Genomic DNA, 15,256 nt, shown 5'->3' with positions numbered 1-15,256 from the left:
CCCCCGGACACCAGCCCCACCTTCCCCGCCACCGGAGCGTCCCGCCGCACGATCACCCGGTTCTCGACGTCCACGGTCAGTTCGGGATGTGCGACGGCCATGCCCCTCAGCGCGTCGGCGACCACGGTCTCCGGGACGTTGATCAGCATCTTCATGGGGGTCTCCTATTGAGCCTAGCAGGTGGCCCTCTGACCTGCTTTATGCCTGCTCAGAGGGTGTTCCATTCGTTGTGGATCTTGGCGCCTCATGGCGGTCGGAAGCAGGTTGTGGCGGTAGTGATGCTGAGTTAATGCTGACTTTGGTGACGAGACGTCAGGTCTTGTGGCGGTCGGACGAGGGTCGGCTGAGAGCGCATCTATCGAAAGTATCGACCTTGCGGCAGCGAAGGTCACGTGCGTGGACGCTCGTGGCGTAGCCGGCTCCTGGTGGACCCCGAGGGGTGGGCCGGAATGAGCGGGTTGTGTGGACAGGTGGCCGACTCCGTGCGGCCGCGGCGGGGAGGGGAATTCATCCTGAAGCTGTCCCGTTCATGCGCGCGGCACCCTGCAGCGTTCCGCGAGATCTCCTCGACTGACATGGCTGCGCATCAGCAACGAGTTCGAGTGGGAGCGACATCGCCGACCTGCGCCGCTTCTTCGACCGTTTCCTCAAGAGCCTGGACAACGGCTGGGAGGGAAACCCCGGGGGCGGCCTCTCGGTTCTCAACCGAGCGGCATCGATCGGGCAGGGCTGACCCGAGGACGAGTGGCGCCTGGCCCGCCAAAGTGGCGCACCCTCCGTCTGAATCCGGCCGACGAGACCTGCCCGAGCATCTGCCGGGGCAGCAAGCCGTGACCCGGTTCCAGGGGGACGACCTCACATCCTCCCTCACCTTCACCCTGCCCCGACGAGCACACCGAGATCACCGACTACCTCAACCTGCGCCTGTGGGGTGGAGGCCGCGGACGACTTGGACCTGTTCGCCGCCGTGTACAAGACCGACAGCCAGGCCGACGGCTGCACCACACGTCGCGGTTCCCAGGCCGAGGTTCCGTGCACGATCCCGAGCATGGAGACTGACGGAGGACTGTCCGCCGGATTCGGCTATGAGGGCCGAGCGGCCGCGTGTGGTCTCCCACCAGGCCCTGTACCCGGAGCGCTCCACCCGCATCCGAGCCCTATCTCACCCACACCGAGGAGTAACTGCAAATGCCCGGTGAGTGCTTCCCGATCGAACTCGCCCTGTCGCCACTTCGCTGCTCTTGCAGGCTGGCGAGCGCCAGGGCGACACCTCATCCGCACCGGCGGCGCCCACGGCTTCCTCTGCTGCGCGTCGTGCCGCCGATGACCGCCTTCGCCGCCTTCCCCATCTCCCACTGGAAAAAGATCCAGTCCTCGAACCCGGTGTCTCAGCGGGACTCGAGGCGCGGCTGGGGCGGCCCGTCCTGCACCCATTCGACGCCGTTCCGGGTGATTGGGAACGAGGAGAGGTCGTACCACTCGATGGTGGTCCCGATGAGGCTGGCGGCGACGATGCGCTTGAGGCTGGCGGGGGCTGGGGGAGCGGTGGTTCCGAAGGCCATGTGCGCCACTTCCTCGTGTGCGGTGGGGACGGGTGGGTGTCGGAACACCGTAGGAACGCGCATGTCAGGGGCACATGTGGTGGGACTACATAGTTCGCGGGTGGTGTGTGCGTGCGGCCACCATGCCGGTTTGTGAACGGGCGGTTCAGGGGCTCGAAGGTGGTCGAAACGAGGGCGTCCGGGACGCGTAGTTCGGGGTGATTTGACGGTGCGGTGCTGACTCCCGTGCTGGTTTGGTGCTGACTAAAAGCCCACGTCATCACCCGTCTTCACCTGTCCCGTGCTGACTTGGTGCTGACTACGCTCCGTTGAAGTCGGACATCTGGGGTTGATCGGCTCCGAGTCGTTTCGTGGTGAGTGACCGGGCTGGGAGACCGAACCTGGTCTTGTCGCTTGCGGTGGGCAGGGGCACGGTGCTGCGCCGGGGCGCGGTGCGCGTTCGTCCCAGCAGGTTCTTCGTCTGCTGGTGGTACACGACTCGCATGGCGCTGGCCAGCGCGAATACGACGTTTGAAGTGAATTTGGTGGGCTCTGGCCCGCGTATGGTCCGGATTTTGGTTGTGGGTTGGGCGAGGCACCGCTGGGTCGGGCAGGGCTCCGGGAGGTGGGCCATGATTGGGCCCGTTCATGACCTGATCATTTCGGGGTTGGCGGGGCGGTAGGGCGGGCGGCGCGGCGTCGCATCAGGATGATCATCGACCAGCGGACCATGGCCTCATGGTGCTCCGATAAGCGCTCGTAGTCGCGAACGCACCCGCGGCGCTGGCAGATCCACGACAGGCTGCGCTCGACCACCCAGTGCCTCGGGAGCACCACGAAGCCCTTCGTGTCGTCGCTGAGTTTGACGATCTCCAGGGTGATCTGGACTTTCTTCTTGGCCCAGTCCACGAGCCTGCCCGCGTAGCAGCCGTCGGCCCACACCAGGACGATCCGCTCGTAGAGGTCGCGGAGCAACTCCAGGGCCGGGCGGGCACCGTCGCGATCCTGCACGTTCGCGGCCGTCACCACCACGACCAGGACCATGTCGATGGTGTCCACGATCACGTGACGCTTGCGGCCGCCGACCTTCTTGCAGTTATCCCGGTGGCGGGCTGCAGCCACGGTGTCACGCTCGTGTCCGCCGTCCGGTGAACCCTGGGCCGCCGCGAGGCCCGCTGCCAACAGGTCCGTTCCGGCAGCCAAGATCATCAGGGCCACGCTCTGCTGCCGGCCGTCGGGGCTGCGGTCCCCGGCGCGCCGACCGGGGTCGCCGTCCGGCAGGGCGCGACCACCGCACCGACCGCACCGCCCGCCGCACCCGGCCACCGGGTTCGCTCCGGCGCGGCGCCGTCGGCGCACCATCCGTGGCGCGAGCCGCGACGGGCCGGTGATGTCAGTCGGCGGCGTCGCGCAGCGCCTCCTTGATGTCGCTCAGCGCGCCGGTCAGCCGTGTGTAATCGTCACGGGCCACGGGCGCGACGAAGTACCGCTCGATGACACGGGAGTGGACGGTCGCGGCCTGGACGAACACCGTGCGGCCGTGATCGGTCGGCTCCACCAGGATGCTTCTGCGGTCCTCCGGTGAGGGGACGCGGCGGACCAGGGCGGCTTCCTCCATGCGGTCGATCAGCCGGGTGGTGCCGCTGCTGGTGAGGGTGAGGTCGTCGGCGAGCTGGCGCTGAAAGACCTTCTCGCCCGGCGTGCGGCACAGCCTGATGAAGACCTCCAGCATCGTGTGACTGATCCCGCACTCCCGTCGCAGGGTCGCGTCGATGTGCTGCTCCAGGCGGGTCGCGGCCTTGATCAGTAGTCCGAAGTCCTGAACGAGCCGGCTGTTGGCGGCACGGGCGGCCTCGTCGCCCTGCCGGGTCGCGGCATTCACCTGTACGGCTCCCCATCCTTGACGGTCCTGGCGCCCGAGTTTAGTGCCACCTCACCTACTGACGTCTCAATTGCTGAGCAATCAATTGCTGACTGCTCAATGAAATCCTATGGTGGACGTTCCATCCCCGTCGACCGCATCGGAGAGAGACCTCCATGGACCTACAGCACTGGCTCGGTCGAGCCACCCATGCGATAGAGGACTGGGCCGACACCTTCGGCCCGTACCAGCCGCACCCGTCACTCCAGGTCGACGACGACCGCTTCGCCACGGCCTTCGAGGAGTTCACCGGCAGACTGAAGGACAACTACCCCTTCTTCCACCCGAGTTACGTGGGGCAGATGCTCAAGCCCCCGCACCCCGCCGCAGTGGTCGGCTACCTCACCGCCATGCTGATCAACCCCAACAATCACGCCCTGGACGGCGGCCCCGCCACGGCCCGGATGGAACGCGAGGCCATTGCTCAACTGGCCGCCATGTTCGGCTACGACACCCACCTCGGCCACCTCACCACCAGCGGCACGATCGCCAACCTCGAAGCCCTCTTCGTCGCCCGCGAACTCCACCCCGGTCGAGGTGTCGCGTACAGCGCGGACGCCCACTACACGCACGGCCGCATGTGCCGTGTGCTGGGGATGGAGGGACACGCGGTCTCCACGGACAGCCGGGGACGTATGGACCTCGCCGCGCTGGAGGACCTGCTGCGCGGCGGCCGGGTGGGCACGGTCGTGCTGACCGCCGGAACCACCGGGCTGGGGGCCGTCGACCCGATCCACGAGGCCCTGCTCCTCACAGAGCAGTACGGCGTCCGTATCCACATCGACGCCGCCTACGGTGGCTTCTTCACCCTGCTGGCCGGCGCCGACGGGCCCGAGGGACTCGCGCCCGAGCCATGGCGGGCGATCGCCCAGTGCGACTCGATCGTCGTCGACCCGCACAAACACGGGCTCCAGCCCTACGGCTGCGGTGCCGTGCTCTTCCGCGACCCCGAGGTGGGGCGCTTCTACCTCCACGACTCGCCGTACACCTACTTCACCTCCAGCGAGCTCCACCTCGGCGAGATCAGCCTGGAATGCTCACGCGCCGGCGCCTCGGCCGCCGCCCTCTGGCTCACCTTCCAGCTCCTCCCGCCCACCGCCGACGGCCTGGGCCGGGTGCTGGCGGCGGGCCGCCGTGCCACACAGGAGTGGGCGCGACTGATCACCACCTCCGACCACCTGGTCCTCTACCAACAGCCGGAACTGGACATCGTCAGCTACTTCCCCGTGGTCGACCCCGCCACCCTGAGCGGCATCGATACGGCCTCCGCCCGCATCCTGGCGGACGGCATGACGAGTCCCGACCCGGTGTTCCTGAGCACCCTGAGAGCCGACCGCCAGGCGTTCACCGCCCGCCACCCCGAAATCACCGCGGACGCCGACACCGCCCGCATCCTGCGCAGCGTCCTGATGAAACCGGAATCCGAGCACCACGTGGAGCACATCCACCACCAAGTCGAACGGCTCACCCAATCCCGACGGAGATTGGCTCCTTCCGGAAACTGAAGGAAGGCGATGCCCGCCGGCCATGGAGCTGCGGAAGTGGGATGCCGTGGCTTCTGGTCTAGGCCTTTGTCCCGCACCCAGCCGCAGGAAAGCCTCTTGCCTGTTCAGGCCCTTTCAGGCTCCACCCCGGACCGGCCCGCTGCGACGAGGCAGCTGCTCTTCACGAGCCAGGGGAGACGGACGAGGGAGTGTGTCTCCGGCATCGACCATCGGCCTTGACAGGAGGTCGGAACCAGGGCTTCCTTGAGCTAGTTGCGTATTGCGCTACTGTTGCTCAATGTGCAACCGCTTGGTCTTCGGTTGTGGCTCTTCGTGCGACGGGCCGAGCCGGGCGACGGCACTGGCATGGCTCTGGTTCCCTACATCGCGGAGTAGCGCTACAGATGACCCGCAAAGCACCTGCTGAGGATCCCGGCGACGCCCGTCTGAGGGTCGGCCCGCCGAAGGAGTACGCCGCCGGAATCCCTGCGGTCACTTCCTCCCTACGGCACGCCGGTGAACAGATGGGAGCTCGTCGCAGCCTGCTCACCCTGCTTCAGGTCAACCAGAAGAAGGGCTTCGACTGCCCAGGCTGCGCCTGGCCCGAGCCGGAGCGCCGACACCGAGCGGAGTTCTGTGAGAACGGCGCGAAGGCGGTGGCCGAGGAGGCGACCGTCCGCCGTGTCACCCCTGACTTCTTCGCCGAGCACACCCTGGAGGATCTGCTCCCGCGTACGGACTACTGGCTCGGGCAGCAGGGACGCCTCACCCACCCCATGTACCGCCCCTCGGGCAGCGACCGCTACCGGCCGATCTCGTGGAACGACGCGTTCGCCGTGATCGCCCGGGAACTGGCCGCGCTCGATGCCCCCGATCAGGCCGCCTTCTACACCTCCGGCCGGGCGAGCAACGAGGCCGCGTTCCTCTACCAGCTCTTCGTCCGGATGCTCGGCACCAACAACCTGCCGGACTGCTCCAACATGTGCCACGAGTCCAGCGGTTCGGCTCTGACGGAGACCATCGGCATCGGAAAGGGCAGCGTCAGCCTCGACGACCTCCACGAGGCAGATCTCATCCTCGTGGTCGGTCAGAACCCGGGCACCAACCACCCCCGCATGCTCTCCGCACTGGAGGAGGCCAAGCGGCGCGGCGCCCGTGTCATCGCGGTCAACCCCCTGCCCGAGGCCGGGTTGCTCCGGTTCAAGAACCCCCAGCGGCCCATGGGAGTCCTCGGTGGCGGCACCCGGCTGGCGGACCGGTTCCTGCAGATCAGGCTGGGCGGAGACCAGGCGCTGTTCCAGGCCTTCAACCGCATGCTGCTGGAGGCCGAGGACGAGGCGCCCGGCACGGTCCTCGACGCCGCTTTCATAGAGCGGTACACGCATGGCTTCCAGGAGTTCGCCGAACACGCCCGCAAGGCCTCGTGGGACGACATCCTTCTGGCCACCGGCCTGGCCGAGGAAGAGATACGGGACGCGTTCCGCCACGTCCTGGCCGCCGAGAAGATCGTGGTCTGCTGGGCGATGGGGCTCACCCAGCATCGTCACTCGGTCCCCACCATCCGGGACGTCGTGAACTTCCTTCTGCTGCGCGGCAACATCGGCCGCCCGGGCGCCGGGCTCTGCCCGGTACGGGGCCACTCCAACGTGCAGGGTGACCGGACGATGGGCATCTACGAGAAACCGGACGACGCGTTCCTGGACGCCCTCGGCGCCGAGTTCGCGTTCACGCCTCCGCGCCGCCACGGCCACGACGCGGTGGAGAGCATCCGCGCCATGCGCGACGGCCAGGTACGGGTCTTCGTCGCGCTGGGCGGCAACTTCGTCGCCGCGGCCCCCGACACGGACCTGACCGAAAAGGCATTGCGCAAGTGCCGCCTCACCGTGCAGATCTCGACCAAGCTCAATCGCTCGCACGTCATCGCCGGAGAGCAGGCGCTCATCCTTCCCTGTCTCGGCCGAACCGAGGCCGACCTGCGGCCGACCGGGCCCCAGCTGGTCACGGTGGAGGACTCCATGGGCATGGTGCACCTCTCACGGGGGCGGCTCGCCCCCGCGTCCGAGCACCTGCTCAGCGAGGTCGCGATCATCTGCCGGATGGCACGGGCAGCCCTCGGGGAAGTGGGCTCCCAGGTACCGTGGCAGGAGTTCGAGGCGGACTACGACCGCATCCGCGACCGCATCGAACGTGTGATCCCCGGCTTCGAGGATTTCAATGGCCGGGTACGGCAGCCGGGCGGCTTCGCCCTGCCCCACCCGCCGCGCGACGAGCGCCGGTTCACCACCTCCACCGGCCTGGCCAACTTTACGGCCAACCTGCTGGAGAGGCCCCACGTCCCCGAGGGCCGACTGCTGTTGCAGACACTCCGGTCCCACGACCAGTACAACACCACCATCTACGGCCTGGACGACCGCTACCGCGGCATCCACCAGGGGCGTCGGGTCCTCTTCCTACACCCCGAAGACCTCACCGAGCGAGGGCTGGCCGACGGGGACGTGGTAGACATCATCAGCGAGTACGGGGACGGCGTGGAGCGCAGGGCGCCGGCCTTCCGGGTGGTGTCGTACCCGACGCCCCGAGGGTGCTGCGCCGCCTATTTCCCCGAGACCAATGTTCTTGTGCCTCTGGACTCCACTGCGGCCATCAGCAACACCCCCACATCGAAGTCCATCGTCGTCCGGCTGGAACCCGTCTGATGCGCGGCGAGGTGTGACCGATGAGCGGAAGAGCGTACGACCTCGCCCCTCTGGCTCGCTTCGGCGGACTCGTCGCCACCGACCTCCGGGACGTGACCAGCGATTCGGCGGCTCTGGACTCCGCCGGCTTCTGGGCCGTGGTCGCAGACTTCGAGGGGCGCCTGCTGTGCGCGCGTTTCGGGGACGTACGGCGTGCGCCCGTACCCCCTGCCGGGCATAGTGCGTGGCGCGGGCCGCACCCGGAGGCCTGGACGTCCTCCCTCGACCGGGCCGCCTACACCGCCGGGGTCCGGCGCATACGCGAGCACATCGCGGCCGGCGAGGTCTACCAGGCGAATCTGTGCCGGGTCCTGTCCGCGCCGTTACCCGACCCGGAGCACGCGGACGTCGACGCTCTCACCGCCCTGCTGGCACGCGGCAACCCCGCCCCGTACGCCGGCACGGTGCGCCTCCCCGCGTACGGTGTGGAGATCGCCACGGCCTCACCCGAACTCTTCCTGCGCCGCGACGGTCGCACGGTGGAGTCCGGCCCCATCAAGGGCACCGGCCGGACCGCGGAGGACCTCCTGGAGAAGGACCACGCCGAGAACGTGATCATGGACCTGGTCCGCAACGACCTGGGACGCGTCTGCGCCACCGGCTCCGTGACCGTCCCCGCCCTGTGCGCCGTCGAGGCGCACCCCGGTCTGGTGCACCTGGCCTCGACCGTGCGCGGCGAACTCGCCGAACACACCGGATGGCCGGAGCTGCTGGCCGGTATCTTCCCGCCCGGGTCCGTCACAGGCGCCCCCAAATCCAGCGCGCTGCGCATCATCGCGGCGCTGGAGACCGCGCCCCGCGGCCCGTACTGCGGCGGGGTGGGCTGGGTCGACGCCGACCGCGGCACGGGTCAACTCGCCGTGGGCATCCGGACGTTCTGGATCGACCGCACCGCTCCCGGCGGTCCGTTACTGTGCTTCGGTACCGGGGCCGGGATCACCTGGGGCTCCGATCCCGAGCGTGAGTGGGCCGAGACCCGGCTGAAGGCGCGGCGACTGCTCACGGTGGCGTCGGGTGCCTACCGGCGCGGCATGCGCATGCCCTCCCGCGCGGGCAGCTGACGGTTCGCCGGCCGGCGACGCCGCGCGGCCGTCCGTGGTGACGAGTCGGTCGCGGTCGGACGACTCAGCATGTCCACCCCCTTGACAGCCCTCCCCGCGACCCAGAGGGTTGTTGCCCATAGTGAATTCTGATGCATTATTCGCAACGACGCACCATGGCGGCCGCTCCGCTTCCCCTTCTCTCGTCGTTCTCCCATCCGCTCCGGCGTGCCGGTCGGACAGGCGGAATCACCGACGAGTTCCCCTGTCGTCGTCCGCGACGAAGACTCCACTGACGTCTGTGGAAAGGACGAGCTGATGAAGAAAACCCGCGATAGGGATGGGAGTCGTAGCCATCCCGTCGAAGCGGATCTGCCAGGAAGCCCGGCGACATCCGCCCGTCCCCGGACCGACCTGATCGTCTTCGGTGTCGCCGCGGCCCTCACCCTCGCCTTCGTCGTATGGGGTGCCACCGCGACCGGCTCGCTGGAGAGCGTGTCCGGGAAGCTGCTGGACGGGGCGATCCGCAACGGCGGCTGGGCCTTCGTCCTCGCCGCCTCGGGGTTCGTGGTCTTCGCCCTCTGGCTGGCGATCAGCCGTTACGGGCGGATCACCCTCGGCGAGGAGGGTGAGGAACCCGAGTTCCGCACGGTCTCGTGGATCGCCATGATGTTCAGCGCGGGCATGGGCATCGGCCTGATGTTCTACGGTGTGAGCGAACCGCTGTCCCACTTCGTCACGCCGCCGCCGGGGACCGATCCGGCCGACGCCAACCAGGCCATGGAGACCGCCATGGCCACGACCCTCTTCCACTGGACGCTGCACCCGTGGGCGATGTACGCGGTGGTGGGTCTGGCCATCGCCTACAGCACCTTCCGGCGCGGCCGCCGACAGCTGATCAGCGCCGTGTTCACCCCGCTGATCGGCCAGAAGCGTGCGAACGGCTGGGGCGGCCGGGTCATCGACATCCTCGCGATCTTCGCCACCCTCTTCGGGTCGGCGGCCTCCCTGGGGCTCGGCGCCCTTCAGATCGGCAGTGGCTTCACCGAACTGGGCTGGCTGGGGTCCGTCGGCACCGGCCTGCTGGTCGTCGTGATCGCGGTGCTGACCGTGGCGTTCGTCGCCTCAGCGGTGTCCGGGATCGAGAAGGGCATCCAGTGGCTGTCCAACATCAACATGGTGTTGGCGGTGTCGCTGGCAATCTTCGTGTTCCTCGTCGGGCCGACCATCTTCATCCTCGACCTGCTGCCCACCTCCATAGGCGCCTTCTTCGGTGACCTCGCCCAGATGGCCGGGCGTACCGAGGCGTCGAGCGGTGAGGGTGTCGCCGACTGGCTGGCCAGCTGGACGGTCTTCTACTGGGCGTGGTGGATCTCCTGGACGCCCTTCGTTGGCATGTTCATCGCGCGCATCAGCCGTGGCCGGACCATCCGGCAGTTCGTCGGCGGGGTCATCCTGGTCCCCAGCACCGTCAGTCTGCTCTGGTTCGCCGTCTTCGGCGGCTCGGCCATGCACCTGCAGGACGAGAAGCGCCTCAGCGACGCCTCGACCGCTCAGGGCCAGCTCTTCGACGTGCTCCAGCAGTACCCCATAGCCACGGTGGCGAGCGTGGTCGTGATGATCCTCGTCGGGATCTTCTTCGTCTCCGGCGCCGATGCCGCCTCGATCGTGATGGGCACGCTCTCGCAGCGCGGATCCCTGGAACCGACCCGGGGTGTCGTCATCTTCTGGGGCGTGCTGACCGGCGCGGTCGCCGCGATCATGCTGCTCATCGGCGGCGGCAAGGGCGACGCACTCACCGGACTGCAGAACCTCACCATCCTGGCGGCGGCCCCCTTCACCGTGGTGATGGTCGGCCTGTGTGTCGCGCTCACTCGCGATCTGCGCCAGGACCCGCTCATCATCCGCGGACGCCAGGGCAAGGAAGCCATCGAAACGGCCGTCATCACCGGCCATGAGAAGTACGACGGCGACTTCGAACTCCGCATCGGCCCCGTCGCGTGCAACGACGGCGCGGAGGCCGCGCAGTCCCAGGAGTCCGCGCAACCGACACATCCGTCCTCCGCCGCCCGCTGAGGCCGCAGCACCCAACGCCCGGCGGGGTCGTGGCACCGACATGGTCGGCCACGGCCCCGCCGGGCGTTCTCGCTGCTCGGACCGGGATCCCGCCCGGCTCAGGGAACCTCGTCGCGCTCCTTGACCCCCGGTCGGCGCTCGACGATGCTGTGTTGCGGCACATGAGATGTGTGCCGTAATAAGCAACATCTGATTCAAGTCTCGAACCAGCCGAGGAGTGGCCATGACACACCAGGTCCGTGCTGTCGTCGCACGGGGCAAGGGCGCCCCCGTCAGCCTGGAGACGATCATCGTGCCTGATCCGGGTCCGGGAGAGGCGCTGGTGAAGATCGATGCCTGCGGGGTCTGTCACACCGATCTGCACTATCGCGAGGGCGGCATCAACGACGACTTCCCGTTCCTGCTGGGCCATGAGGCGGCGGGAGTCGTGGAGTCGGTGGGGGAGGGGGTCACCGATGTCGCACCAGGCGACTTCGTGATCCTCAACTGGCGTGCGGTGTGCGGTCAGTGCCGTGCCTGTCTGCGCGGGGAGTCGTGGTACTGCTTCAGCACCCACAACGCCAAGCAGAAGATGACCTTGCTGGACGGCACCGAGTTGTCGCCGGCCCTGGGCATCGGCGCCTTCGCGGAGAAGACGCTGGTCGCGGCAGGGCAGTGCACGAAGGTTGATCCGACCGTGTCGCCGGCCGCGGCCGGGCTGCTGGGGTGCGGTGTGATGGCGGGCATCGGCGCGGCCATCAACACCGGCAACGTCGGCCGCGGCGACTCGGTCGCCGTCATCGGCTGCGGCGGTGTCGGGGTCGCGGCGATCGCCGGGGCGAACCTGGCGGGCGCGGCGAAGATCATCGCGGTCGACATCGACGACCGCAAGCTGGAGACCGCCACGAAGCTGGGCGCGACCCACACCGTCAACTCCAGGTCCGCCGACGCGGTCGAGGCGATCCGCGAGCTGACCGGCGGCCACGGCGCCGACGTCGTCATCGAGGCGGTCGGCCGCACGGAGACGTACAAGCAGGCCTTCTACGCCCGCGACCTCGCCGGGACCGTCGTCCTGGTCGGCGTACCCACCCCGGAGATGATGCTCGAACTGCCGCTGCTGGACGTCTTCGGCCGCGGCGGCGCCCTGAAGTCCTCCTGGTACGGCGACTGCCTGCCGAGCCGCGACTTCCCGATGCTGATCGACCTCTACCTCCAGGGCCGGCTGGACCTGGACGCCTTCGTCACGGAGACCATCGCGCTCGACGAGGTCGAGAAGGCCTTCGAGCGCATGCACCACGGCGACATCCTGCGCTCGGTGGTGCTCCTCTGATGGCCGCCCGCATCGAACACCTCGTCACCTCCGGGACGTTCTCGCTGGACGGCGGCACCTGGGACGTCGACAACAACGTCTGGATCGTCGGTGACGACCGCGAGGCCATCGTCATCGACGCCGCGCATGACGCCGACGCCATCGCCCGAGCTGTCGGCGACCGGCGCCTCACCGCGATCGTGTGCACCCACGCCCACAACGACCACATCGACGCCGCGCCCGAACTCGCGGCGCGCACGGGCGCCCCGGTCCTCCTCCACCCGGACGACCTGCCGCTGTGGAAGCAGACCCACCCCGACAGGGTGCCGGACGCCGAGCTGGCCGACGGCCAGGGCATCTCGGTGGCCGGTATCGAGCTGACCGTGCTGCACACGCCCGGCCACGCCCCCGGGGCGGTCTGCCTGTACGCACCGGCCCTCGCGGCGCTCTTCAGCGGCGACACCCTTTTCGCCGGCGGTCCAGGGGCGACAGGACGGTCGTACAGCCACTTCCCGGCCATCGTCGAGTCGATCCGGGACCGGTTGCTCACGCTGCCCGCAGAGACCGTCGTGCACACCGGACACGGGGACACGACCACCGTCGGCGCCGAGGCCCCGCACCTCCAGGAGTGGATCGACCGCGGTTTCTGACGCCCGCAGGCGACCCTCGCACGACCCGCCGTACCGGCTCGCGGCCATCGCGAGCCGATACGGCGGGTTGCTGTTGCTCTATGTGAGTTGAGTTTCTTATCGCGCAACATAATGAATGGTTCGGAGTGGCTTCTGGATGCCTTGACAAGCATTGTGGACGACCTCAGACTGGCGTTGCGCTTACCGCAATCCGTTTCGCTATACGCACCCGAGGTGTCATGATGATTCCCGCGTGCCGACTCGTGGATCTCCCGCGAGGTGAGGCTCACCGGCTCGACATCGACCCGCCGGTCTCGGTGTTCCACACCGACGATGGCGAACTCTTCGCCATCGACGACACCTGCACCCACCAGGACGCGTCGCTCGCCGACGGCTGGCTGGAGGGCTGCGAGGTGGAATGCCCGCTGCATGCTTCGAAGTTCGACCTGAGGACAGGCTCGGTCGACGCCCCGCCAGCCAAGCTTCCGGTCCGGACGCACGAGGTCGTCGTCGAGGACGGCACGATCTACGTCCGTCTGTCCACGGATGCGCCCAACCTGCCGCCCTGCATCGCAGCCCGGCTCGCCGGAGGTCCCGCGTGAGGACGATCGCCGTGGTCGGCGCCTCGCTCGCCGGACTGTCGGCGGCGCGCTCGCTGCGCAAGCAGGGCTACGACGGCCGACTGGTCGTCGTCGGGGACGAACTCCACCGCCCGTATGACAGGCCCCCCTTGTCCAAGGAGTTCCTGGCCGGCACCCTCGGCGAAGCCGAACTCGCGCTCGAGACGGACGACGAGGACCTGGGGGCGGAGTGGCTGCTCGGCGTCCGCGCCACCGGACTCGACCACACGGGCCGTGCCCTCCGGCTCGCCGACGGACGTCAGGTGCAGGCCGACGGCGTCGTCATCGCGACGGGCGCCGCGGCACGCACGCTCCCCGGTTCCGAGGGCCTGGCCGGGGTGCACACCCTGCGCACCCTGGACGACGCCCGCGCCCTGCGCGACGAACTGGCATGCGGCGGACGGCTGGTGGTGATCGGCGCAGGCTTCATCGGAGCCGAGGTCGCCTCCACCGCGTACGCCCTCGGGCTCGACGTGACCCTCGTCGAGGCGGCCCCGACACCGCTCGCCGGACCGCTCGGCGGTGCGATGGGCGCCATCGTCTCCGCCCTCCATGCCGACCACGGCGTGCGGCTGGTGTGCGGCGTGGGCGTCAAGGGGCTGAGCGGAGAGACCCGCGTCGCTGCCGTCCTGCTGGAGGACGGTCGCAGTATCCCCGCCGACATCGTGGTGGTGGGTGTGGGCGCCCGCCCGAACGTCGAGTGGCTGGAGGATTCCGGCATCGCTGTCGACAACGGCGTCAAGTGCGGCGCCGACGGCCGCACCAGCCTGGCCGGCGTGGTCGCGGTCGGTGACTGCGCCAACTGGTACGACCCGCGCGTGGGGTTCCACCGCCGCGTCGAGCACTGGACGGGTGCGCGCGAGCGCCCCGACGCCGCGGTCGCCACGCTGTTGGCGGGCGGTGCGGTGCAACCGGGTGTGCCCCGGCCGCCGTACTTCTGGTCCGACCAGTACGGCGTGAAGATCCAGTTCGCCGGTCACGCGGCCGGCGCCGACGGCGTCACCATCGAGGCGGGCGCCGCGGATGACCGCGACGTCCTCGCCGTCTACCGGCGGGCCGGAGACCCGGTCGCCGTACTCGGGATGAACCAGCCGCGGCTGTTCACGCGCTGGCGCAAGCAACTCGCCGCCACCTCGTCCTGATCACCGCCCGCATCTTGACACCGCCCCAGCGGCATCCCATGCTGCCGTTGCGCATAGTACGTAACGTTGCTCCCTACGCAACATGTCGGAGTCGCTCTTCCCGGCGTGTGAATGACCCTCCACGACGTTCTCCCGAGGAGTGCACCGTGACCTCGACCAGCCTGCCGGACAGCCTGATCGCCACCCTTCCCGGCTCCTCATACACGGATCCGAAGACCTTCGCCCAGGAGCGGGAGCGCATCTTCGAGACCATGTGGTTCTGCGTGGCGCGCGCCTCCGACCTGGCGAAGCCGGGCGCCTTCCGCACCGTGGACGTGGGCCGCGAGAGCATCCTCGTCACCCGGGCCCGGGACAACTCCATCCGTGCCTACTTCAATGTGTGCCGGCACCGTGGCGCCAAGTTGTGCACGGAGGAGTCCGGCGAGGTGAAGCGGGCCTTCCAGTGCCCGTACCACGCCTGGACGTACGACCTGAACGGCAAGCTGGTCGCCGCGCCCAACCTCACCAAGATGCCCGACATCGGACGCACCGAGTACGGCCTGGTCGACGTGGCCGTGCGCGAGTGGCTCGGCTATGTGTGGGTCTGCCTGGCGGAGAACCCGCCCTCCTTCGAGGAGGAGGTCATCGGTGAGATCGTCGAGCGGCTCGGCGACGTCGAGTCGATCGAGCGCTACGGCATCGACGACCTGAAGCTGGGCCGCCGTATCACCTATGACGTGAAGGCCAACTGGAAGCTCATCATCGAGAACTTCATGGAGTGCTACCACTGCGCCACGATTC

General features: G+C 68.6%; 12 protein-coding genes and 1 pseudogene. 9 read left to right on the top strand and 4 right to left on the bottom strand.

The window, feature by feature from the left end; genetic code table 11:
- The 4 genes and pseudogenes from P1P75_RS31295 to P1P75_RS31280 all read right to left on the bottom strand — a co-directional run.
- A pseudogene (locus P1P75_RS31295) lies at positions 1-155 on the bottom strand (dihydroxyacetone kinase subunit DhaK); the annotation flags it as partial.
- A 1,233-nt stretch (positions 156-1,388) separates the two neighbouring features.
- Complete coding sequence (locus tag P1P75_RS31290; protein WP_319261866.1) at positions 1,389-1,562, bottom strand: hypothetical protein; 174 nt, start codon at positions 1,560-1,562, stop codon at positions 1,389-1,391.
- 636 nt (positions 1,563-2,198) lie between these two features.
- Entirely contained in the window at positions 2,199-2,750 is a 552-nt protein-coding gene (locus tag P1P75_RS31285) for a transposase (RefSeq protein WP_319261863.1), read from the bottom strand.
- A 184-nt stretch (positions 2,751-2,934) separates the two neighbouring features.
- Complete coding sequence (locus tag P1P75_RS31280; RefSeq protein WP_319261860.1) at positions 2,935-3,423, bottom strand: MarR family transcriptional regulator; 489 nt, start codon at positions 3,421-3,423, stop codon at positions 2,935-2,937.
- A gap of 155 nt (positions 3,424-3,578) precedes the next feature.
- On the opposite strand from P1P75_RS31280, the gene P1P75_RS31275 reads away from it, so the two are divergent.
- From P1P75_RS31275 to P1P75_RS31235, 9 genes are all read left to right on the top strand, one after another.
- A complete protein-coding gene (locus P1P75_RS31275) occupies positions 3,579-4,967 on the top strand; it encodes an aminotransferase class I/II-fold pyridoxal phosphate-dependent enzyme (RefSeq protein WP_319261857.1) in 1,389 nt (462 codons plus the stop codon).
- Positions 4,968-5,350: 383 nt separating this feature from the next.
- Positions 5,351-7,642, top strand: a complete 2,292-nt coding sequence (locus tag P1P75_RS31270; protein WP_319261854.1) for an FdhF/YdeP family oxidoreductase — start codon at positions 5,351-5,353, stop codon at positions 7,640-7,642.
- Between the two features lie 20 nt (positions 7,643-7,662).
- Positions 7,663-8,742, top strand: coding sequence for a chorismate-binding protein (locus P1P75_RS31265; RefSeq protein WP_319261851.1), 1,080 nt, complete (start codon positions 7,663-7,665; stop codon positions 8,740-8,742).
- Positions 8,743-9,039: 297 nt separating this feature from the next.
- Positions 9,040-10,797, top strand: coding sequence for a BCCT family transporter (locus tag P1P75_RS31260; protein WP_319261849.1), 1,758 nt, complete (start codon positions 9,040-9,042; stop codon positions 10,795-10,797).
- 223 nt (positions 10,798-11,020) lie between these two features.
- Positions 11,021-12,106 carry an S-(hydroxymethyl)mycothiol dehydrogenase gene (locus P1P75_RS31255; protein ID WP_319261846.1) on the top strand — a complete coding sequence of 362 codons (1,086 nt, stop codon included), beginning with the start codon at positions 11,021-11,023 and terminating at the stop codon, positions 12,104-12,106.
- On the top strand, positions 12,106-12,735 hold the full coding sequence (locus tag P1P75_RS31250; RefSeq protein WP_319261844.1) for an MBL fold metallo-hydrolase: 630 nt from the start codon (positions 12,106-12,108) through the stop codon (positions 12,733-12,735). The genes P1P75_RS31255 and P1P75_RS31250 overlap by 1 nt, the downstream gene beginning before the upstream one ends.
- 218 nt (positions 12,736-12,953) lie before the next feature.
- Positions 12,954-13,316, top strand: a complete 363-nt coding sequence (locus P1P75_RS31245) for a bifunctional 3-phenylpropionate/cinnamic acid dioxygenase ferredoxin subunit (protein WP_319261842.1) — start codon at positions 12,954-12,956, stop codon at positions 13,314-13,316.
- A complete protein-coding gene (locus P1P75_RS31240; RefSeq protein ID WP_319261839.1) occupies positions 13,313-14,476 on the top strand; it encodes an FAD-dependent oxidoreductase in 1,164 nt (387 codons plus the stop codon). Before P1P75_RS31245 ends, P1P75_RS31240 begins: the two co-directional genes overlap by 4 nt.
- A 146-nt stretch (positions 14,477-14,622) precedes the next feature.
- The coding region (locus tag P1P75_RS31235; RefSeq protein ID WP_319261836.1) for an aromatic ring-hydroxylating dioxygenase subunit alpha at positions 14,623-15,256 on the top strand (634 nt) is incomplete at its 3' end.

This window comes from Streptomyces sp. ID05-39B, from assembly GCF_033794725.1.
Lineage (GTDB): Bacteria > Actinomycetota > Actinomycetes > Streptomycetales > Streptomycetaceae > Streptomyces > Streptomyces bobili.
This window is presented reverse-complemented; position numbering and strand designations above follow the sequence as displayed.

Bases quoted from the DNA above. Each gene is read 5' to 3' on its own strand.
- P1P75_RS31285 (WP_319261863.1), bottom strand. From the start codon at position 2,750: ATGATCTTGGCTGCCGGAACGGACCTGTTGGCAGCGGGCCTCGCGGCG.
- P1P75_RS31290 (WP_319261866.1), bottom strand. From the start codon at position 1,562: ATGGCCTTCGGAACCACCGCTCCCCCAGCCCCCGCCAGCCTCAAGCGC.
- P1P75_RS31245 (WP_319261842.1), top strand. From the start codon at position 12,954: ATGATGATTCCCGCGTGCCGACTCGTGGATCTCCCGCGAGGTGAGGCT.
- P1P75_RS31250 (WP_319261844.1), top strand. From the start codon at position 12,106: ATGGCCGCCCGCATCGAACACCTCGTCACCTCCGGGACGTTCTCGCTG.
- P1P75_RS31265 (WP_319261851.1), top strand. From the start codon at position 7,663: ATGAGCGGAAGAGCGTACGACCTCGCCCCTCTGGCTCGCTTCGGCGGA.
- P1P75_RS31270 (WP_319261854.1), top strand. From the start codon at position 5,351: ATGACCCGCAAAGCACCTGCTGAGGATCCCGGCGACGCCCGTCTGAGG.
- P1P75_RS31275 (WP_319261857.1), top strand. From the start codon at position 3,579: ATGGACCTACAGCACTGGCTCGGTCGAGCCACCCATGCGATAGAGGAC.
- P1P75_RS31260 (WP_319261849.1), top strand. From the start codon at position 9,040: ATGAAGAAAACCCGCGATAGGGATGGGAGTCGTAGCCATCCCGTCGAA.
- P1P75_RS31255 (WP_319261846.1), top strand. From the start codon at position 11,021: ATGACACACCAGGTCCGTGCTGTCGTCGCACGGGGCAAGGGCGCCCCC.